The 19,261-nt window shown below is 68.0% G+C and carries 17 protein-coding genes and 1 pseudogene; 7 read left to right on the forward strand and 11 right to left on the reverse strand.

Features of this window, described 5'->3' with window-relative positions; all coding sequences use genetic code 11:
- Window positions 1-33 precede the first annotated feature (33 nt).
- Both EEJ42_RS12590 and EEJ42_RS12595 read right to left on the reverse strand, forming a co-directional pair.
- Window positions 34-1,080, reverse strand: coding sequence for a sugar ABC transporter substrate-binding protein (locus tag EEJ42_RS12590; RefSeq protein WP_123100035.1), 1,047 nt, complete (start codon window positions 1,078-1,080; stop codon window positions 34-36).
- Entirely contained in the window at window positions 1,077-2,468 is a 1,392-nt protein-coding gene (locus tag EEJ42_RS12595; protein ID WP_123100036.1) for an NAD(P)H-dependent oxidoreductase, read from the reverse strand. The genes EEJ42_RS12590 and EEJ42_RS12595 overlap by 4 nt, the downstream gene beginning before the upstream one ends.
- Window positions 2,469-2,670: 202 nt before the next feature.
- Here EEJ42_RS12595 and EEJ42_RS12600 point away from each other — a divergent pair, with 202 nt between their 5' ends.
- Together EEJ42_RS12600 and EEJ42_RS12605 are read left to right on the forward strand one after the other, a co-directional pair.
- The gene (locus EEJ42_RS12600; protein ID WP_123100037.1) at window positions 2,671-3,699 is read left to right on the forward strand and encodes a LacI family DNA-binding transcriptional regulator; all 1,029 of its coding nucleotides are present in this window, start codon (window positions 2,671-2,673) and stop codon (window positions 3,697-3,699) included.
- A gap of 46 nt (window positions 3,700-3,745) precedes the next feature.
- Window positions 3,746-4,063, forward strand: a complete 318-nt coding sequence (locus tag EEJ42_RS12605) for a putative quinol monooxygenase (RefSeq protein WP_123100038.1) — start codon at window positions 3,746-3,748, stop codon at window positions 4,061-4,063.
- A gap of 14 nt (window positions 4,064-4,077) precedes the next feature.
- Here EEJ42_RS12605 and EEJ42_RS12610 read toward each other — a convergent pair whose 3' ends face one another.
- Window positions 4,078-4,971: a helix-turn-helix transcriptional regulator gene (locus EEJ42_RS12610; protein WP_184503056.1), complete on the reverse strand. Its 894-nt coding sequence runs from the start codon at window positions 4,969-4,971 to the stop codon at window positions 4,078-4,080.
- Window positions 4,972-5,075: 104 nt separating this feature from the next.
- On the opposite strand from EEJ42_RS12610, the gene EEJ42_RS12615 reads away from it, so the two are divergent.
- The 3 genes from EEJ42_RS12615 (at window position 5,076) to EEJ42_RS12620 (ending at window position 7,026) form a co-directional block, all read left to right on the forward strand.
- Complete coding sequence (locus EEJ42_RS12615; RefSeq protein WP_123100039.1) at window positions 5,076-5,774, forward strand: SDR family NAD(P)-dependent oxidoreductase; 699 nt, start codon at window positions 5,076-5,078, stop codon at window positions 5,772-5,774.
- A gap of 140 nt (window positions 5,775-5,914) precedes the next feature.
- On the forward strand, window positions 5,915-6,043 hold the full coding sequence (locus EEJ42_RS53825) for a hypothetical protein (RefSeq protein ID WP_281291443.1): 129 nt from the start codon (window positions 5,915-5,917) through the stop codon (window positions 6,041-6,043).
- A gap of 191 nt (window positions 6,044-6,234) precedes the next feature.
- Window positions 6,235-7,026 (forward strand): amidohydrolase family protein, encoded by a 792-nt coding sequence (locus tag EEJ42_RS12620; protein WP_246096409.1) that lies wholly within the window; start codon window positions 6,235-6,237, stop codon window positions 7,024-7,026.
- 402 nt (window positions 7,027-7,428) lie between these two features.
- On the opposite strand, the pseudogene EEJ42_RS12630 reads toward EEJ42_RS12620, so the two are convergent.
- The 3 genes and pseudogenes from EEJ42_RS12630 to EEJ42_RS12640 form a co-directional block, all read right to left on the reverse strand.
- Window positions 7,429-7,572 (reverse strand): annotated as a pseudogene (locus EEJ42_RS12630) (flavin reductase family protein); the annotation flags it as partial.
- Window positions 7,573-7,647: 75 nt separating this feature from the next.
- Window positions 7,648-8,550, reverse strand: coding sequence for a DUF5134 domain-containing protein (locus EEJ42_RS12635; protein WP_123100042.1), 903 nt, complete (start codon window positions 8,548-8,550; stop codon window positions 7,648-7,650).
- Window positions 8,551-8,819: 269 nt separating this feature from the next.
- Window positions 8,820-9,794 (reverse strand): LysR family transcriptional regulator, encoded by a 975-nt coding sequence (locus tag EEJ42_RS12640; protein WP_123100043.1) that lies wholly within the window; start codon window positions 9,792-9,794, stop codon window positions 8,820-8,822.
- Window positions 9,795-9,904: 110 nt separating this feature from the next.
- Between EEJ42_RS12640 and EEJ42_RS12645 the strand changes: the two genes are divergently transcribed.
- A complete protein-coding gene (locus EEJ42_RS12645) occupies window positions 9,905-10,531 on the forward strand; it encodes a LysE family translocator (protein ID WP_123100044.1) in 627 nt (208 codons plus the stop codon).
- A gap of 171 nt (window positions 10,532-10,702) precedes the next feature.
- On the opposite strand, the gene EEJ42_RS12655 is transcribed toward EEJ42_RS12645, so the two are convergent.
- From EEJ42_RS12655 to EEJ42_RS12665, 3 genes are all read right to left on the reverse strand, one after another.
- Entirely contained in the window at window positions 10,703-11,374 is a 672-nt protein-coding gene (locus EEJ42_RS12655; RefSeq protein WP_123100045.1) for a CBS domain-containing protein, read from the reverse strand.
- A gap of 98 nt (window positions 11,375-11,472) precedes the next feature.
- Entirely contained in the window at window positions 11,473-12,330 is an 858-nt protein-coding gene (locus EEJ42_RS12660) for a universal stress protein (RefSeq protein WP_123100046.1), read from the reverse strand.
- A gap of 105 nt (window positions 12,331-12,435) precedes the next feature.
- Window positions 12,436-15,618: an alpha-L-rhamnosidase gene (locus EEJ42_RS12665; RefSeq protein ID WP_246096417.1), complete on the reverse strand. Its 3,183-nt coding sequence runs from the start codon at window positions 15,616-15,618 to the stop codon at window positions 12,436-12,438.
- Window positions 15,619-16,002: 384 nt separating this feature from the next.
- On the opposite strand from EEJ42_RS12665, the gene EEJ42_RS12670 reads away from it, so the two are divergent.
- A complete protein-coding gene (locus tag EEJ42_RS12670) occupies window positions 16,003-17,040 on the forward strand; it encodes a LacI family DNA-binding transcriptional regulator (protein ID WP_123100047.1) in 1,038 nt (345 codons plus the stop codon).
- A 34-nt stretch (window positions 17,041-17,074) separates the two neighbouring features.
- Here the strand turns inward: EEJ42_RS12670 and EEJ42_RS12675 are convergent, their stop codons facing one another.
- Together EEJ42_RS12675 and EEJ42_RS12680 are read right to left on the reverse strand one after the other, a co-directional pair.
- Complete coding sequence (locus EEJ42_RS12675; protein ID WP_123100057.1) at window positions 17,075-18,574, reverse strand: glycoside hydrolase family 43 protein; 1,500 nt, start codon at window positions 18,572-18,574, stop codon at window positions 17,075-17,077.
- A 186-nt stretch (window positions 18,575-18,760) separates the two neighbouring features.
- A complete protein-coding gene (locus EEJ42_RS12680) occupies window positions 18,761-19,186 on the reverse strand; it encodes a hypothetical protein (protein WP_123100048.1) in 426 nt (141 codons plus the stop codon).
- Between the last annotated feature and the right edge of the window lie 75 nt (window positions 19,187-19,261).

The raw sequence follows: 19,261 nt of genomic DNA on the forward strand, positions 1-19,261 counted from the left end.
TCGAACCTCCTGGTCGTTCCTTGCTCATGTGACCTACGGCATGCCGGAGGCGTACGTGTCGACGTTCTGCTTGTCGATGATGAAAGCGGGGACATCGACCCAGCCCGGCACCTTTCTCCCGGCCAGCAGCCACAGCGCTGTGTCCACGCCTGTCGCTCCCTCGGTCGCCGGCCGCTCGCTGACCGTGGCGGTCATGTTGCCGGCGGCGATCTCCTTCTTCCCCTGGGGGATGCCGTCGGTGCCCAGGAGGAGAACCTTTCCCGTAAGACCCTTCTCCTTGATGGCGGCCGCCGCGCCCAGGGCCATCACGTCGTTCTGGGCGTAGAAGGCCTTGATGCTCGGATGCGCGGTCAACATCGCGGTGGCGATGTCCTGTGCGGCTCTCTGGTCCCATTTGGCGGTCTGGGAAGCGACCAGCCGCAGGTTGGGGTGGGCTTTCAGCCCCTTTTTGAAACCGGCACCGCGGTTGAGTGCGTTGGAGGATCCGGGATCACCCTCGATCATCGCCACCGCGCCTCCGTCCGGCAGTTTTTTTGCGATGTAGTCGGCCGCGGTCTGACCGATGACCTTGGCGTCCGGGCCGACGTAGACGACACCCGGCACGGTTCCCTTCGCGTCGTTGAGCACGATCGCCGGCTTGCCCGACGAGAGGGCGGCCTTGTAGACGCTGTCCAGACCGGTGGCGGATATCGGCGAGGCAAGCAGCGCGTCACATTCCTGTTTCATCGCTGTCTGCGCTTTGTCCAATTGCTCGGTGATGGACGATTCGTCGTTCACGGCATAGGTCTTGTACTCGAGCCCCATTTCCTTGGCTTCCTTCTCGAAACCGTTTCGCTCGTAACTCCAGAACTCGTTCGACAGGGTCCTGGTCACGTAGCAGAGCTTCGTCCCCTTTTTCACCTTGGGCGCCCCGAGACTGGACTTCACATCCCGCACCGGCTTCTTCGCCGTGGCGTCAACCAGTTTCGTGATGGACGAGGACGAGGAGTCACCACCGTCCGGTGTCGCGGAGCAGGAGACCAGCACTATGGCAGCCGGAACGGCGAACGCCGCCGCCCACCTCCGTCGTTGTACCGTCATCTGTCTGCCTTTCCGATGTGGAGCGAATCGAATCGAGGTCCCCCCGGAATCTCCTGAACCAGAAGCTCTTCCGTTTCCGTTCTGAGTTCGAGCACCTGGCGGAACGCCCCGTCGAGGTCCACGTCGTCCCAGGTGAGGATCGAGCCCTTCGCGATGTCCCGTCGCAGTTCGATGTGGTGTGCCAATGCGACGGGAAGCGCCCTTCGCGCGACCGACGCCCGGGCGGATATCAGCTTCCCCCAAACGGTATAGCCGCCTTCACCGTCAAGCACTTCGCCCGCGGCAAGATCTTCCTTCGCTGTCGCCACCACATCACCGAAAAAACCCTTGGGTGCACCGGTGGCAACGCCACGGAGAGCGGCGTTCGCTATGGTGATGCCGAGCTCCAGGCCCACGTAATGGTAGGGCCGGTACAGCGCGGCATACTGCTTTGTCGGGTCCGGATGCCAGGGGTATTCCCCGAAGCAGCCGGAGACGTAGTCATTGGTGGCCTTGACGACGACGAAGACACCCTCCTGGGTGTTGTGGGGTATCCAGGCGCCATCGCGGGTGACGCTCGACATGACGTCCACCGAACCCTCATGCGCCAGAACGCCGCCCACCCCCTTCGGCCGGCAAATGGTTGCGATTTCCTCGACATCACCCGGCGTGAAAGTGAGACCGTCGTCGGACGGGATCAGGCCGGCGGCATTCGAGACGGCAGCCATTTCGATGGCCGCTTTCGTGCCGTCACGGAACGAGGTGTGCATGTAGGGATTGAGCTGACCGGAGTCGGTGAGTTCCTTGGAAAACTCCCAGTTCTCCCATACGTTGTCGGGGTTCATCTCGTGGTAGTGCTCCAGGTATTTGGCGCCCTTTCCGGCACACACCACCTGGAAGCCGGACGTCCTCGCCCAGTCGACAAGCTCCATGACCAGCGCGGGCTGGTCCCCGTAGGCGAGCGAGTAAACAACTCCCCGCGCCGCTGCTCGCCGGGCAAGCGCCGGCCCGACCAGCGCGTCCGCCTCGACGGTCACCATGACGATGTGCTGGCCGGTGTCGATGGCCCTGATCGCGTGGGACACACCGACGATGGGGTTCCCCGTGGCCTCCACGATCACGTCGATGCCCTCTGTGAACAGGGGGCCGGCGTCGGACAGGACCGCTGTCCGCCCGTGCGCCAGCGCGTCGCCGAGATCGTCCGAGGCGGCTCCCTCGGGCCAGTCGACCAGCTTGAGCGCTTGATGCGCCCGGTCGAGATTGATGTCCGCTATGGCTGCCACGTGGATGCCGGGCGTGGCGCGTACCTGGGCGAGGAACATCGTGCCGAAACGACCGGCGCCGATGACACCGACCCGGATCAGGTTGCCGTCGCGCTCGCGGGCCAGCAGCAAGTCATGCAAGTTCACCGGAGTCTCCCTGTGACTGGTAGCATGTGGTACCGGTTCCAGTTTTGTACCACGCGTGTTTCAGGAGGGTCAACGGTCGCGTTCAGAGGTCTCGGAGGTCTCGGTTGCCCGCCCATGACAGGCCGACCGGCAGCACGCACACGCCCGGCACGCAGGGCGGCACCGGTGCTTTACTGTTCGTCGCCGTTCAGAGAGGAGAACCATGAAGAAGGCGGCCACCATTCGAGATGTCGCTGCCCAGGCGGGTGTGTCCGTCTCCGTGGTGTCGCGCGTCCTCAACGACACGGGCCCGGTCGCGCCTGCGAAGCGTGCCCAGGTCCTCGAGGCGATCGAAGCTCTCAACTACCGCCCCCGCAGGGCAGCGCAACAGCTGAGCCACGGCCAAAGCGACACCATCGGTCTCCTGCTCGCAGACCTGACCAACCCGTTCTTCGCCCGGCTTGCCGACCGGGTCGTCGCCGAAGCGCGATCGCGCGAGCTTCAGATCTTGCTCATGACCACGCAGGAAGACCCTCATCTGGAAGCGCAAGCACTCGAAACCCTCCTGGACCGTTCCGTGGGCGGCATGATCGGAACACCGACCGGCCACAACATCGAACGGTGGGAGAAGCTCGCGTCGCTCGACATCCCCGTGGTCTTCGTCGACCGGTCCATCAGCCAGTTCCAGCACATGGACGTGGTGAGCATCGAGAACATCGAATCCGCCGCCACCGCGACCAGGCACCTGCTCGCGCGCGGGCACCGGCGCATCGGCATCATCTCCGGACCACTGGACACCACCACCGGGCTCGACCGAGTGCGAGGGTACGAACAGGCCTTGCAGGAATACGGCTTGGCGCGCGACGACAGATTGGTGTGTCCGGCCCCCTTCCGGGGCGACCGCGGCGCCACCGCGATGGCACAGATGCTCTCACTCGCCGACCCGCCCACCGGGGTCATCGTCGCCAATACCGCTCAGGTCCGGGTGACGCTGCGCATGCTCTCCCAGGCCCGGGTGTCCATCCCCGATGATCTGTCGGTCGTGGTCTTCGACGACAATCCGTGGACGGAACTGATCCAGCCTCCCCTGACCGCCGTCCGCCAGCCGATCGACATGCTCGCTCTCCACTCCGTGGAGTTGATCCATGCGCGGATGCGGCAGAAGCTTCCCCCAACGCCCCGTCACGTGCGCGTCGCCGCCGAGTTCGAGGAGCGTGCCAGCACTTCGCGAGTTGATCCGGACGACGGGTGACTCGTCGAAGCCCTCCGTCAGCCATGAACGAGACCTCGGAGCCCTCATGGAACAAGCAGTCGTCGTCACCGCCGTCTTCACCCCTCTGCCCGGTTCCCGGGACACGGCGCGAGCCGCTCTTCGAGCCGCCCTGCCCGACGTCCACGCAGAGGAGGGGTGCCTGCTCTACGCGTTGCACGACGCAGCGGACGGGTCGTTGGTCCTCATTGAGAAGTGGGCTTCGCGAGAACACCTCGACGCCCATGCCTCCGGAGAACCGGTCGCACGGCTCAACCGCGCGATCGAAGGTCTCCTGGAGGATGCACCGGCCGTTGTGACCATGACGCCGTTGCCCTCCGGGGACGTCTCCAAGGGGCAACTGTGACCGTCTGACCCCGCCTACCGGCGTGTGTGCGGGCTGTTCGTGGTGTCCGGTGAACCAGCGATCGCGGCGAGCTGCACCTTGGTCTCGTCCGCGCTGCCGGGCACGGCAGTCATGATCACAATCTTGAGTTCGGAGTCACCGTCGGTCAGCACATCGCAGTCCACTGTGACCGGCCCCACCGAGGGGTGCTCGATCGTTTTATGGTCCTCACGGTGAGCGGCCACCGTACCGATCGCCCACAGTTCGGCGAACCGCCGGTTGCCCGCGCGCAATACGCGGATCAGCTCTGCCAGGCGCGTGTCGTGAGGGAAGCGGCCGGTGGCGCGGCGCAGGTCGGACACGACGGCGGCGTCAGTGGCGTCCCTGTCCAGTTCGGTCACGGGCCATAGCCCGAGGCGAACAGGACCTGCACCCCCCACCGGGAACCTCTCGCGGGCGAAATTGCGCAGTTGCGGTGGCACCGGTGAGGCATCGCCCAGCAGCCCGGCCCAACTGCGGTTCCACCAGATCAGCTGCCAGTCCGCCGCGAACACGGCGACCGCGGCGTCCCCGAGCCGGGTGAGCACCCGGTGAACGCCGGGTGGGATGTGGTCGGAGATCGCGCCGTCCGCCGGCGGGACGAGGTGGGCCAGCCGGTACAGATGATCCCGCTCGGCGGTGGACAGCTGTAGGGCGCGCGCCAACGACGCCACCACCGGCGCCGAGGGCGTCGTGGCCCGCCCTTGCTCCAGGCGCACGACATAGTCGACCGACACACCGGCGAGGTCGGCGAGCTCCTCGCGGCGCAGCCCGACCGCGCGGCGTGCCCGGCCCACCGGCAGCGCCGCGGCCGACGGGGGCAGCCGATTCCGCCACGTACGGATCATCGCCCCTAGCCCGGCCCCGGGTGTCGTCGTCATGATGCCCATCTTCCTGCACCTCGGTCATCGAGGGTGGTGTCGAGGGTGGTACTGCTGCTCCTACCGTTGAGGCGTCCCTGGCAGGGGTGCCACGGTTGACGAACGATGACGGCATGACGATCATCTTCATCACCGGAGCCAACAAGGGGCTTGGCCGCGAGACCGCCCGCCGCCTCATCGAACTCGGTCACACCGTGCTGGTCGGAGCCCGCAACCCTGAACAGGGCGCGGAGGCAGCCGCCACCCTCGGCGCGCGGTTCGTCCCCATCGACGTGACCGACGACGCGTCCGTCACCGCCGCGGCCGCGGATGTCGCCGGGCACGAGGGCTCGATCGACGTTCTGATCAACAACGCCGGCATCCACGGCCCCGCCGGTGATCCCAGCACCCTGACCGGTACCGACGCCCTCGGTGTCTTCGACGTCAACCTCGCCGGTGTGGTCCGGACGACCACCGCGTTCCTGCCGCTGCTGCGCAGGTCATCAGACCCGGTCATCGTCAATGTCAGCAGCGGGATGGGCTCACTCGCCATCACCCACGACCCGTCGCGGGTCGAGTCTTCCGCCATCGCACCGCTCTACAGCGCCTCGAAGGCGGCGCTCACGATGCTGACCACCCAATACGCCAAAGCGCTGACGGATATCCGCATCAACGCCGCCGATCCCGGCTACACGGCGACCGACCTCAACGGCCACAGCGGCCCCCAGACCGTCACCGAAGGTACGGACGCGATCGTCGGCCTCGCCACCGAAAAGCCCGGCTCCGGCTCCGGACGCTTCGTCGACCGAACCGGAGAACTCGCCTTGTCGTGACCCCGGGAAGACACGCTGCTCGGCCGGACCCGGCGTCGTAGCGGTGTTCGGTAGGGCGCCGGGTCCGGCCAGGGCTTCGGTGGCCGCTGTGGATCTCGCGGCGCAGGGCGGGGCCGGCAAGGTGGCCGCAGGCGAAGATCGTGCGCACCGCGCGGCCGAGTTTTTCAGTCCGCCGCCTGTTCATCGACCCGCTCAGCCCGGCAGAGCTCGCCATGCTCGCCCAGATCTCCAACCGCATCCTCGAAGAGCTGGAGAAGGACTGCGGGTGAGCAAGCGGCACAGAACTCGGCGCCCCTGGAGCCTCTCTCCCCGATGGCCGAGGCAGTGGTACTCGAGGGTGTCCGTCGACGACTCGTAGTGGCTAGGGTCGCGGTGAGCGATCGCTTAGCTGCTTCCGGTGCAGTCCAACCGGCAGCGCCAGGAGAGAGGCAGGGAGCCTGTGCCGGTCATCGATGCGTGGATGCAGCACCCCACGCTCCGTCACTCCAACCACGAGATGTTCGAGTCGTTGCGCCGGTGGACGGGGCGGGGGCTGCTGGAGGAGCCGTTGCCGGTCAAGGCCACGGTGGCCGCGATGGCCGCGGCCAATGTCGAGCTCGGGCTGTCGGCGTCCTGGTACGGACCCCAAGGGCCCCTGATCAGCAATGACGAAGTGGCTGGGTTCGTCGCACAGTCCGAGGGACGGCTGCGCGGAGTGGCCGGTGCGGATATCACCCGGCCAGTCCAGGCCGTGGGGGAATTGCGCCGTGCCGTACAGGAACTCGGCTTCGTGGCCCTTCGGATCGTGCCCTGGCTGTGGCAGCTCCCGCCTACCGACCGGCTGTACTACCCGTTGTACGCCGCCTGCGTCGACCTCGGCATCCCCTTCTGCACCCAGGTCGGGCACACCGGCCCGCTGCGCCCGTCCGAGACCGGTCGCCCCATCCCCTACATCGACCAGATCGCTCTCGACTTCCCCGAGCTGACCATCGTGTGCGGACACATCGGCTACCCGTGGACCACGGAGATGATCGCGGTGGCCGACAAGCACGCCAACGTCTACATCGACACCAGCGCCTACACCGCTCGCCGCTACCCGCACGAGCTGGTCGACTACCTGCGCGGGCGGGGCCGTAGCAAGGTGTTGTTCGGCACGAACTACCCGATGATCACCCCTGTGAAGGCGCTGGAACATCTCGGTGAATTGGGCTTGGACGAGGAGGCCACCGAGCTGTTTCTGTCCGGCAACGCACGACGGATCTTCAGCCTCTGACCGCACCGGGTCAGCGCCGGGCTCCGGCACCCCTTTTTCCTGGCTCCGGTTGCATGGTGGTGAGCCCGGCAGACGGTGGAGTCCACCGACACCGTCCCAGCCCACCTCGTCTGGGTCCGGCGGTGGTCGGCCCACCGTCCGCCACCGCGGCGGCTACTGGGTTCGGCCAGCCCCCGTCCTGGGTGGCCGAGGCCGGCCTCGCGTCCGCGGAGGTTACTCCTGGACGGGCAGGACGCGGCCCGGGAGGGGCCGCCGGCCCCCAAGTCTTCGCCCGTATACCCGCACCTGCTCGCCTGCTGCGCACCCGCGGGATCGATGCGCATATGGAGTGGCCATCGCCGGGAACTGTCGCCTCACGCCTCTGACCTGGACTAACGTCCAGGTCCTCGATACCGCTCCTCAGAACTTCGCAGGCGCCAGGTTCGCTGTGAGACTGTCCGGGTTGATGGTGGACACCCAAGCGATGGGCCGGGGCACGACGACCGAGGTCAGCAGCTTGTAGAAGGGATTACGGCCCACGGTCTCAGGATCAAAGTCGATACGCATACGCCCAGTATCCGCAACCCCGCCAACGCACCCCAAGGGCGCCTCATGCGTCCATGACCAAGCCGGCGCGCCCCGTTATACGGCCATCATCAGCAGCATGGCCGACATGGTCGCTCCCATGCCGAGGTGAGCGGCAAGCGCCGCATCCGGCGAGGCGCCGATACGGCGGCGTCGGCGCTGGGGCCGGTGCCGGCCTTCAGCGTCTGCGGCAGAGCCGGTCTTGCGAGCGAGCCGAGCCTTGTCCCAGACGGAGAGGGTCAGCGAGGCGAGGAAGACGACGATCGCGTCCGGCATGGCCAGCAACCAGCGGGCCCAGGAGCGATGCCAGTCGGCTTCGCGGCCCGCCACGTGTGTCGACCGTTCGGTGCCGTGGACTCGCGTCCACACGGATGCGGCGATGGACAGCAGGAAGTACACGGCGAGCGCCATGACAACGCCCCGCCACAGGGAAGAGGATTCCGCCGAGGAGGCGGCGTCGGCTGAGGCACCCGTCATGCCCGGCATGCTCATCCCTTCCATTCCTTCCATTCCTTCCATTCCCTCCATCCCAGGCATCGCCTCCATGCCGTGCGTGTTCTCCATGCCGGGCATGCCTGCCATGGAGCCACCCAGGGCGAGCACGGGGCCGGAAGGAGTACTCGTCATGGCGAGGGTCATGATCACCATGCCGGCACTGCCGATGATGAGATGCGTCCACTGGCGGCCCTGCTTCCAGCCGCCTGTCCTCGTGTGGTGGACAGCCATCACCATGCCCCCCAGGCCGAGGACGGCGAACAGAGAGGCCCACCAGATGCCGTGCGCCCCATACCAAGCCGCCGTCGCGGGAAGGGCCATGAAGGCCATGCACAGCCCCATCAGCAGATCACCGGATGCCGCGAACCGTGTCCCACCGCCGGCGGTGGCCAGCCGGACCAGGCTGACGGCGGCCACAAGCGCCGCAATCAGCGCTATGGCCGAACTCAATGCCGTATTTCCCATTGCCACTCGCTGCCACCCTCTCGAATCAACGTCCTGTTGGCGTGGCGCAGCCACGTGCCGACTACTAGCGTCCTTAGTACGTGGAGGGCCTGGCGACCGTTCAGCAACACGGGAAGAAAACCCCCACGGGGTACATTGGGTGACCGATTCACGGCTCAGCCGTCGCCCTTGCCCGCGTCAACACCCTGCGCTTCGACAACCCCGGGGCTCCGGCTACGGCGGGGCCGGCCGCTCCGGACCAGGCGTGTCGATCCAGAACCAGGGGCTTTTCAGGCTCCGTGCGGTGAGTTCGATGAGCGTTGTTTTTCTTGCAGGGGAGCTTCCCAGGTCGCGGTGATGTCGCGGGCGACGTCACGTAGCAGGTCGATGAGCATGTCTGCGAGTGGTGTGAGGCTGGCGTCGGTTTTGGTCACGGCGTAGAGGTGGCGATAGGGCCTGGGGTGGGCCAGTTCGCGATGGGTGGTGCCAGGCGCATGGGTCAGGGCCAGGCGCGAGACCAGGGCCACTGCGATGCCTGTACCGACGAGGGCCTGGGCGACGTCGTAGGACTCGGTCTCGAACCGCACGGTGGGAGTGAAGCCGGCCTCGCGGGCAGCGTCGTGGAACTGTTCGCGGGCGGCATGGCCGGCCAGGATGGAAACCCACGATTCGTCGCGCAGTTGTTCCAGGTGAAGTTCGGTGTCCGCGGGCTGCCCGGTGGCCAGTGGATGGTCATCAGGGAGAACCACGACCATCGGGTCCAACAGGAGCGAGTGGGCCCGTACGTGTGGGGGCGGCGCGAGCGGCGTGCCCCAGGACGCGACGATGACCACGTCCAGGCGCCCCGCGCTGATCTCGTCCGCTCCGCGTCCGGACACCACGTCAATGACGGAGACGTCGGCGTCCGGATGGCGGTGTCGCAGAGTCGTCAGGGCCGGCGGCAGCAGGTGCAGGGCGGCCGCCTGGAACGTCCCGATCCGCAGACGGAGCGACAGGTGGCCGAGCAGTGCGGCCAGTTCCGCCTCGGCCCTGTCCGATGCCTCCTCCACAGTTCGACCGTGGGAGGCGAGCAGCGCACCGGCCGCGGTGAGCGTTGCTCCGCGAGGACCACGGATGACCAGGGGCACCTGCCAGTCGCGCTCGGCCTTGGCCACCTGCTGGGTGACCGCCGCGGGCGTGAGTTGGAGTGCGTGAGCCGCCGCCGTCAGGGAGCCGTGGCGCTCGATCAACGCGAGAAGCCGCAGCTGTCCGGGATCCACCAGCATTCACTCATCCTAACGCTGCACCCTTCTCTTTTAACTTCTCTTAGGGGCGCGAGACAGGAAGCCTGGTGGTACACCCGTCGGCCGCAATCCCCGGAAGGGGTTCTTTTCCCATGCCCACGCATGTGCCCGTTTTCATCGCCACCACCCTGCTGCTGGCGATGCTGCCAGGCGCGAGTCAAGCCCTGATGATCCGGCAGGTTCTGGAAGGCGGCCAACGTACGCTCCGAGGCACGCTCGCGGGCAATGCCAGCGGCTTCCTGCTGTGGTCCACAGCCGCCGCGGCCGGGCTGTCCGCCGTCCTGCTGGCCAGCCCCACCGCGTACGCGGTGCTCCGGATCGCAGGCGGCATCGTGCTGATGATCCTCGGGGTGAAGACGCTACGGACCGCGCTCACCACCACCGTCTCCACCCGCCCGCCCCACGAGGGCGGGCGCAGCACCGGCTTCGCGGGCGGATACCTCACCGGCCTGATCACCAACCTCGGCAACCCCAAGGCGGGCGTGTTCGCCGTCTCCGTGCTGCCCCAGTTCGTGACCTCGAAAGGCCCGGTGTTCCTGTCAACCGTCGCCCTGGGAGCCCTGTGGGCGCTCGTCAGCGCCTCCTGGTACATGTTGCTCACCTGGGCCGTCGGCCGAGGGCGCGCCCTGGTATCGCAGCCGACCGTCCTGCGGGGAATCAGCGTGACCACCGGCGTCGTCCTGCTGGGACTGGGCGCCGCGGTGGCAGCAGGTGTCTGAGGGCCGGGCCGGTACCGATGACGTACGCCATGACACCGGACGGAACCCGCATCGCCTACCAGCTCCAGGGCCAGGGGGCGCCGCGGGTCCTGCTGGCGGGCCAGGCCAACAGCCGCACCCACGCCGGCCATCGCGCCGTAGCCCGCTCGCGCGGTCGCGAAAGCCGCGCTTTCAGGACGGACTCTCCGCCCCAGCGTGTCCAGGGGCCCTGAAGTGGCATTCGACATCCACGACACCCTCCACGGTCCGGGCAAGGCGCGCGGCCACCGGAATCAGAGCGGTGTCGTGCAGCTCTCCGCTGAGGGTGACCACGCCCTCGTTCACCCGCACGTGGACGGCATGTCCGTGCCCGGGGAAGAGACAGGACACCACCGTGCGGCGGACCTCCTCCGCGATGTCCTCGTCCGGCCGGAGGAAGACCTTCAGCAGATCGCCCCGGCTGACGATGCCCTGCAACTTCCCTTCGGCGTCGACCACGGGCAGCCGCTTGACCCGCCTGACGGCCATGATCCGTGCCGCCTCGGCCAGGGTGGCGTCGGTGTGCACGGTCACCGCCGGGGTGCTCATCAGCTCCTCCGCCGTCACCGCCCTCGCCTTCGCGAGGTCGGGCAGACGCCGCATCTGCTCGAAACGATCCGGATCGCTGTCCCGGAGCTCCTCCTTGGGCAGTAGGTCCGCCTCGGAGACGACTCCGACCACCCGCCCTTCGCCCTCCAGCACCGGCATGGCGCTCACACGCCACTGGCCCAGGGTCTGCACGATTTCCTTGAACGGCGCGTCCCGTCCGACCGCGACGACCGTTCGCGTCATCACATCGCTCACGATGTGCGGAGTCTCAGGCACAGGACCTCTCCTCCTCTCGTCGGTTCCACCCGGCGTCTCAGCTCGCGCGTCGCCGACACGGCGCAGCGCGGCGCCGCGGACGGGCGGTTGCCCCACCGTCATTCATGAGGAACCACGGCGACCGGACAGGCGGCGTGGTGCACGGCCGCCTGCACGACGGGGCCAAGGCGGGGGCCGAGGGTGGGTGGGTGTTTTCGCCGTCCCACCGTCAGCAGATCACTGTCGGCCGCGGCCCGTACCACAGCCTGGGCGGGGCTCTCCAGCCGGATTTCGTCGATGACCCTCACCCGGGGAAACTTCTCGCGCCACGGCCGCAGCACCTCGTCGAGTTCCTGTCGCGCCTGCTCCGCGAGGTCCCGGGCCACGTCGGCCTCCGCGCCGCGGGCGGCGGGGTACGCCTGGCCGGGCTTTCTTCCGTGGACGGCGTGCAGCGGGACACCACGGGTGAAGGCGGTGACGTAGGCGAACTCGAGGAGGTTGTCCTGGGGACCGTGCAGGCTCAGGCCCACGACCACATGCCGCTGGCGTTCCTCCGCCGCCCGGTCCCCGCGCACCAGCACCACGGCCCGCTCCGCCCGGCCGACGACCTGCAATCCGATGTCGCCCAGGAAGAAGCTCGCCACCCGGTCCAGCCCCCGGGAACCGAGCACCAGCATCCGCGACCGCGCGGCCGCGTCGAGCAGGGCCGTCTCGGCGTCGTCCGCGACCAAATCCTCCGTGATGGTCAGTCGCGGATGGAGGCCGGACAGTTCTGTGTGCGCTTCGTGCACGATCCGCTGCGCCCAGTAGTTCTGCTCGTCCGCCGCGGGACTGTCGGGAGTGGGCGGTGACAGCAGGATCCACGCATGCGTCAGACGCAACTCCAGTTCACGCCGCTCCGCCTCGCCGGCAGCCCAGCGAGCGGCGGCCAGGCTCTCGGACGAACCGTCGAGGCCCACGGTGACCACTTGTTCCATGGCGGTTGCCTCGTCTCACAAGGAACCCCTCTCTACATGGGGAGTACCCCAAAACCGCCCAAAACACCGCACCGGTCCCCGCTGGTGGTGCACGGGAGCCGGACGTCAGCGCAGCGTACTCGTCAGGCGGTACCGACCGGACGGCAGCCGGTACGACGCCACGCCGTCCGCGTGACCGAGAAACCGTACTCCCTCCACGTGTGCCAGCGGGGTCCGCGCTTCACGGACGGACGTGGCGGAGATGGCCGGCAGGCGCAGTGTCGCCTCGCTGTTGGCCGGCACGACCGCGTCATACACCAGAGCCCTGCCTCCGTCGCCGGTCCTCCACTCGCTGCTGATCTCGCCGTACGGTGACTCGTGCGAGCCCGACACATGCGTGATCCTGCCGGTGGGATCGAGGTGAGGCCGTAGGAGGAAGTGTTTGAAGCCGGGGCTGTCGGGGTCGCGTGCGATGCCGGCCATGTACGCGTACATCCACTCCATGATCGCTCCGTACGCGTAGTGGTTGAAGGAGTTCATGCTGACCGGGCCGAAGCCGGCGTCCTCGGAGTACGAGTTCCAGCGCTCCCAGACGGTGGTGGCGCCGTTCTTCACCGAGAACAGCCAGGACGGCAGCGCGTCCTGGTGCAGCAGCTTGTACGCCAGGTCCGAACGGCCCTCATCGGTGAGGACGGGGGCGAGGACGTTGACGCCGAGGAAGCCGACGGACAGCGTGTTCTCGGCGTACGTGACCCGGCTGCTGTCCGGGTGCGCCGCCTTGTAGGCGGCGTCGTTGCCGATGTTGTCGGCCAACAGCCCGACGAGGGTGCGGCGCTGGGACTCCGTGTCGTAGAAGCCGAGCTTGAGGACCCACAGCAGTGCCGTCTGGCTGTTGTCCTCGGTCTTCTGCTCGGGGTCCGCGCCCGGTTCGATCGGGGAGGCCTCGCCGAGGCTGGACTTCACCGTGAGCCGACCGCCCTCGGCCTTGAGGTATGTGGCGATGAAGGCCCGCTTGATGCGGCCGAAGAGCCTCTCGTACGTCGCGGCCTCGGCCGGCCGGTTGATGGCGCGAGCCATCCGTGCCATCAACCGCGCGACATAGCCGTAGTAAACGTCGCTCATGAGCTGGGCACTGGTCTTCTGCGGCGCCAGCCAGTCCCCGGTGAGCGACCCCTGACCTGCGTAGGTGTCGCCGGTCCGCTCCTGGATCCAGTCCAGGTAGCGGGTCATCGCAGGCCAGCTGCGCTCGACGACGGCCGGGTCGCCGGTCATCTGCCACACGGTCCACGGGAGGATCACACCACAGTCCGCCCACCCACTGCCCCCGTCGGGGAAGTTGAACCGGCCCCCGGGGGCGACCCCCGTGAACTGAGCCTCGTCCACGCCGTAGACGGTCTGGGAATCGACGACGGTGCCCTGGAAGTGGCTGAGGAAGGGGGCGGCGTCCGCGTTGTACAGGCCGGTGGCGGCGAACACCTGTGTGTCGCCGGTCCAGCCCAGGCGTTCGTCACGTTGCGGGCAGTCGGTGGGCACCCACAGGTAGTTGCCGCGCTGCCCCCAGCGGATGTTGCTGATCAGCTGGTTGACCTGCGGGTCGTTCGTGGTGACGGTGCCGATGTCGCGGACCGCGGAGGTGGCCACCTTGCCGGTCAGGCCGGTGATCGTGACGGTGTCGGTCGCGGTGACGGACACGTACCGGAAACCGTAGAAGGTCAGGGAGTCCTGGTGGGTCTCCCCGCGTGGATCGCCCTTGAGAATGTACGTGCTGGTGGCTTTGGCCGTGCGCAGGTTGGCCCGGTAGACCGAGCCCTCGGGCCCGTCGGCACCGGCGCTGCTGTCGTTGAGCATCTCGGCGAACGCGAACTCGACCCGCGCTCCGGCCGGGCCGCGCAGACCGTATCGGGCCACTCCCACCATGTTCTGGCCCAGGTCGAAGACGGCGGTGTCACCGACGCCGATCGTGACGGAAGCGGAGGCCGCTTCGCGCGGGTCGGCCACCGTCCGGTCGGGGTCGACGACGATGCGCCCTTCGCCGTTGGAGCTGCTGTCCTGTCCGGCCACTCCGGTGGCGACCGTGATGGACTGCGGACGACGGTCCCACCGTGGCATCAGGCGTGCCGTCTCGGCCGGATAGGCCAGCAGCCGTGCCTTGGGGTACTCGGCCTCGAACGCAATGCGTTCCACATCCGACCAGGTGGTGTCGTCGAATCCGCCCGTCGTCCAGCCGTCCAGCTCCTTGCGGGCGTCGTAGGTCTGGCCGTCGTAGATGTCGTCGGCCCGGTACGGGCCGGTGTCGGTCGCCTTCCAGCCGTCGTCCGGCCCGGTGACGAGGGACTGCGATGTCCCGTCGGCGTACCGGATCAGCAGCTTGGCCTTGAGCGCCAGGGCGTTGCCGTCCTTGGCGTAATAGGTACTGCCGTCGGAGATACGGCCGTTGTACCAGCCATTGCCCAGGACGGCCGCCAGGGTCACGACCGGCTCGTCCGCCACGAGGCCCGTGACGTCGTAGGTCATGTAGTTGACACGTACGTCGTAGTTCGTCCAGCCCGGGGGCAGCAGCTCGATCGTGGTGCCGCCGTCCTGCGCGACGGTGACGTGCTGCCCGTTGACGTAGGCGTCGTACACCCCGAGGGCGGAGACATACAGCCGCGCTTCACGGACCCGGGCCCGGCCCTTTCCTGAACCTCCCGCTCCGAGGAGCGTCTCTCTCCGCAGCATCGGCGCTCCAGGGGAATGGGGAGCCTTCCCCTTCATCCCGATCCACTGGGCACCGTCCCATCCGGCGACGCCGTCGGTGCTCATGAGACCGGTCTCGAACGAGGTCGGAGGTGCGCTGCCGACCAGACGGCCTTCGGCGTCCCAGACAGTGACGGTCCAGTGGTAGCGAGTCGAGGCCATCAGCCCCCTGCCCGCATGGCGGACGGCCACCGACTCGGAGGAACGGACGCGACCGCTGTCCCAGACGTCCGCACGACCACCGGCCAGCTTGTCCGGTGAACTCGCCACGATGACGCGGTAGGAGCCTTGGCTCCGCCCGCGGGCGGTGGACCGCATGCGCCATCCGAAGCGCGGCCGGGCAGAGTCCACGCCGAGCGGATCCGTGCGGTGCTCCACGGTCAGCCCGTACACCGCGGTACGGCCGGTACGACGCGTCGATGCCGCCTGCGCGGTGGATCCCCCACCCACGCCGCCCGCCACTACGGGCAGCGCGGCCGCCCCCGCCACGAGCACGGTACGCCGGCCGACTCCGGTCACGTGCTTCTCGGGATGGCCGCCTTGCTGGGTATCGGAGTTCGCGCCATCCGACATGTGTGCTTCGTCGCTCACGCCGTCGTCCCTTCGGTTTTCGGCAAGCGGTCAGGAGTCGAGCCTTGTGACCGACCCCGCTATTGGAACGTTTCAATTGCTGCCTGGTCAGGGTTGGGTCGCTTGGATGAGGCGAGCCGTTCGACGGCCTGGCACGGGAATGGGTGATCCCGCCAAGGCCGTGGGTAACGTTTTCCAAAGGTGGTGGCCAGACCTTAGAGAGCCTCCTTCGTGACGTCAAGGTGCCTTGCTCTGCGCGTGGTTGTGCTGCCGCGCCTTCCTCGGGCCGCCGGGGCGCCCGACGCACCTGACGGCGGGACAGGATTCGTCCGTACTCTTCTCCGTACACTTCGCGGAAACGTTTCCCACGCCGCCGGAGGGAGCGGGATGGAGCCGCCAGCACCACCTCGCCGCGTCACCATCGTCGACGTCGCCCGTCACGCCCAGGTATCCACGACCGCCGTCTCGAAAGTGCTCCGCAACGCCTACGGCGCCAGCCCCGAGATGCGCACCAGAGTCCGCCGGGCGATCGACGAGCTGGGCTACCGGCCGTACGCGGCGGCGAGGGGCCTGCGCGGTCAGACGTACACCATCGGCGTCATGCTGCCCGACATCCGCAATCCCTTCTTCCCCGAGATCCTCGACGGGATCACCAGCCGCCTTCAGGGCACCGACTACCAGGTCTTCTTGGGGCCGGGCTGCAACGGGGAGAAGGAGGAGGCGCGCGTCACCGAGGCCATGATCGACCGTGGCATGGACGGCATCGTCCTGGTTGCGCCCGTGTCATCCAGCGCCCGTCTGCAACACGTCGCGTCCGTCGTACCGACCGTTGTCATCGGCCGTCATGGGCGTTCCCCGGTGTACGACACCGTGACGGACGACGACGTGGCGGGGGCGTCCTTGATCGTCAGTCACCTCGCCGGACTCGGGCACCGCCGAATCGCCCACATCGAGCACCACGAAACCGACCCGACGCGCATCGCGGAGATGCCCAACGCCCAGCGCGCCGACGGTTATCGGCGCGCCATGCGGTCCCTCGGCCTCACGGACGAGATCGACGTCGTTTCCACCAGCTACACCCAGCAGGGCGGGTATCAGGGCGCCAAGGAGCTGCTCGGGCGCCGCCACCGGCCCACAGCCGTTTTCGCCGGAGCGGACATCGTCGCCATGGGTGTGCTGGAGGCGGTCGCCGAGGCCGGGCTCTCCGTTCCCGGCGCCATATCGGTGGCCGGATATGACAACACGACGTTCGCTGCGTTGGGCCCGATCTCACTGACGAGCGTCGACCAGGCGGGCCACGAGATCGGCGCGAACGCGGCCCGCCTCCTCCTGGAACGGATCACCGACCGCCACCGGCCCTCGGTTCAGGTCAAGCTCTCCCCCACGCTGGTGCCGCGCCGGACCACCGGTGCGGCACCGGAGTAGTCCGGACCTCGGCCCCGCCGGGCCGGACGGGCATTCAGCGCCCGAGCGGTTCGTAGTCGAACCAGTCGAAGTGCACGACGCCGGCCGAGGCGTACATTCCCATGACCCGGCCGGTGAACCCGCCGGCCACCTCGGTCGACAGGTACCGCCCGTCGAGCGTCGTGAGCTCGACGAACGTGCCGTCCGGTTCCTCGAAGCCGAGGGAGACGGTGTCAGGGCCGGTACGTGCCTCGTTCACGGCCCCTGCGGCGGCCACCTCGATCCTCAGCGTCAGGGGGCCGGCGGGTACCTGCTGGGTCGCCACCACGGTGTGCAGCGGACCGATGCGGGCGAGTACGCGTGCCTCGCCGGATGCCATCTCGATGTCGTAGTGATGCTGCTCGTCCAGGCGGACGGCCAGGCCACCGCGTCCTTCCGCCGGGTCGATCAGGGCACGTACCCGGCAGGACAGATGTTGCTGGCGTCGACCGACGAACATCACATCGAGATCGTCGAGGGATCTCCCACGGGCGTGGAGCGTCAGCCAGCCGGCCCGCTCCTTCGTGGTGCAGTTCTCCGCGGGCCGCTGACGCGGCGAGACCCAGCACGGGACCAGCTCACCGAGGTCGAAGTCATCCCGCACCGGTACGACGGCCCCTGGCTGAAGCGGCCACGGAGGAGCGGACATGTCGAGCGACAGTTCGCCGACGACCGGCCAACCGTCGACCCAGCTCACCGGCGCCAGGAACGTCTCGCGGCCGAGTACGTGCCAGCCGGGAGTGCCACCGCCCGGACGCACCCCGAGCAACACCATCCACCACGAACCGTCGGGCCCCTGGACGAGGTCCGCGTGGCCGGTGTTCTGGATGGGGTGATCCGTGCCGCGGTGCGTCAGGACCGGGTTGTCCGGGCACGGCTCGAACGGGCCGGTGGGCATGCGTCCACGGGCGATCGAGACGCCGTGGCAGCGCTCGGTGCCACCTTCTGCGATGAGCAGGTACCAGTAGTCGTCGATGCGGTACAGGTGCGGCGCCTCCGGGGCTTTGGCACCGGGGGTGCCGGACCACAGCCGACGCGGTGGGCCGAAGGACTGCCCGGTGCGGGGGTCGATGCGGACCTGGCCGACTCCGGCATAGGTGCACCAGCAGTTGCCCTCGTCGTCCCAGGCGAGGTCCGGGTCGATTCCGGGGACGCCGGGCAGCCGGACCGGGTCGGACCAGGGGCCGGCCGGGTCGGTGGCGGTCACCAGCAGGTGGCCGCCGTCGTGCACGTTCGTCGTGATCAGCCAGAACCGACCGTCGTGGTGGCGGAGGGTGGGTGCGTAGATCCCGCCGGAGGACGTGGCTTCCGGAGGTAGTCGCAGTTGGCTCGGCCGGTCCAGGGCGTTGCCGATCTGAGTCCAGTGCACCAGATCACGACTGTGGAAGATGGGTACGCCGGGGAAGTACTCGAAGCTGGAGCACGCCAGGTAGTAGTCCGCGCCTGCCTGGCAGATGCTGGGGTCGGGGTGGAATCCAGGCAGCACCGGGTTCTTGATGGTGTTGTTGCCGGGCATGGTCGCCACTCTCGTGAGCCCTTTCGTTTCGGGCGGGATCCTCCCCGGCGCTGCGCGTCGATCTCGCCGCCTGCACTCTGCTCCCCGCCGGACCTCGCTGATCGCCATCGGGTGCGCAGGCAGCAAACACGGAGTCATTGACCCGATTACCGCAGGACGGGACGGGCGGCAGCGCCGCCGCTGGGCCTAGCCGTCCACCTCGTACTGCCCCACCTCACGGAAGTAGCGCAGGGTCTCTGGGGAGCCGTCGTCGAGGGTTGCGTTGATAGCGGCGCGGAGGGCATCGCTGATGTTCGGGTTCGTGAGCATGCGGACGATGTAGACGGCGTCGTCCTCGGCCTGGGCCAGCCGATAGCCGGTGTCCAGCCAGGCGCGCAACTCGTCCGGAGAGTCGCTCTCGAGGAGCTTGTTGGCCTCCTCAATGACCCGCTTGTCATTGTTCTGCCGTGCTACGTGGAGGATACGGGCGCTGGCGACCCGATCGTCCTCGGCCGCCACAGTAGTGGTGGTGGCCGACGCCGCCGAACCGCCGGCAAACGCCGGGGCGGTGAAGAGGAGGGCTGGTGTCAGGGCGGTGGCCACGACGAGCAGAGCGACACGCGTCGGCCTCATGGATGTACGCCTCCGTGATCGAACGTCAGGTGAGCAGATGATTACCCATGCGCGCCGGAACCGCATCAGAAATCC

The sequence above is a fragment of the Streptomyces botrytidirepellens genome (assembly GCF_003721215.1).
GTDB lineage: Bacteria > Actinomycetota > Actinomycetes > Streptomycetales > Streptomycetaceae > Streptomyces > Streptomyces himastatinicus.

What these genes read in the sequence shown, in the direction of transcription:
- EEJ42_RS12590 (WP_123100035.1), bottom strand. Translation starts at nt 1,080, where the DNA reads ATGACGGTACAACGACGGAGGTGGGCGGCGGCGTTCGCCGTTCCGGCT.
- EEJ42_RS12600 (WP_123100037.1), top strand. Translation starts at nt 2,671, where the DNA reads ATGAAGAAGGCGGCCACCATTCGAGATGTCGCTGCCCAGGCGGGTGTG.
- EEJ42_RS12605 (WP_123100038.1), top strand. Translation starts at nt 3,746, where the DNA reads ATGGAACAAGCAGTCGTCGTCACCGCCGTCTTCACCCCTCTGCCCGGT.
- EEJ42_RS12610 (WP_184503056.1), bottom strand. Translation starts at nt 4,971, where the DNA reads ATGGGCATCATGACGACGACACCCGGGGCCGGGCTAGGGGCGATGATC.
- EEJ42_RS12615 (WP_123100039.1), top strand. Translation starts at nt 5,076, where the DNA reads ATGACGATCATCTTCATCACCGGAGCCAACAAGGGGCTTGGCCGCGAG.
- EEJ42_RS12620 (WP_246096409.1), top strand. Translation starts at nt 6,235, where the DNA reads ATGCAGCACCCCACGCTCCGTCACTCCAACCACGAGATGTTCGAGTCG.
- EEJ42_RS12635 (WP_123100042.1), bottom strand. Translation starts at nt 8,550, where the DNA reads ATGGGAAATACGGCATTGAGTTCGGCCATAGCGCTGATTGCGGCGCTT.
- EEJ42_RS12640 (WP_123100043.1), bottom strand. Translation starts at nt 9,794, where the DNA reads ATGCTGGTGGATCCCGGACAGCTGCGGCTTCTCGCGTTGATCGAGCGC.
- EEJ42_RS12645 (WP_123100044.1), top strand. Translation starts at nt 9,905, where the DNA reads ATGCCCACGCATGTGCCCGTTTTCATCGCCACCACCCTGCTGCTGGCG.
- EEJ42_RS12660 (WP_123100046.1), bottom strand. Translation starts at nt 12,330, where the DNA reads ATGGAACAAGTGGTCACCGTGGGCCTCGACGGTTCGTCCGAGAGCCTG.
- EEJ42_RS12665 (WP_246096417.1), bottom strand. Translation starts at nt 15,618, where the DNA reads ATGTCGGATGGCGCGAACTCCGATACCCAGCAAGGCGGCCATCCCGAG.
- EEJ42_RS12670 (WP_123100047.1), top strand. Translation starts at nt 16,003, where the DNA reads ATGGAGCCGCCAGCACCACCTCGCCGCGTCACCATCGTCGACGTCGCC.
- EEJ42_RS12675 (WP_123100057.1), bottom strand. Translation starts at nt 18,574, where the DNA reads ATGCCCGGCAACAACACCATCAAGAACCCGGTGCTGCCTGGATTCCAC.
- EEJ42_RS12680 (WP_123100048.1), bottom strand. Translation starts at nt 19,186, where the DNA reads ATGAGGCCGACGCGTGTCGCTCTGCTCGTCGTGGCCACCGCCCTGACA.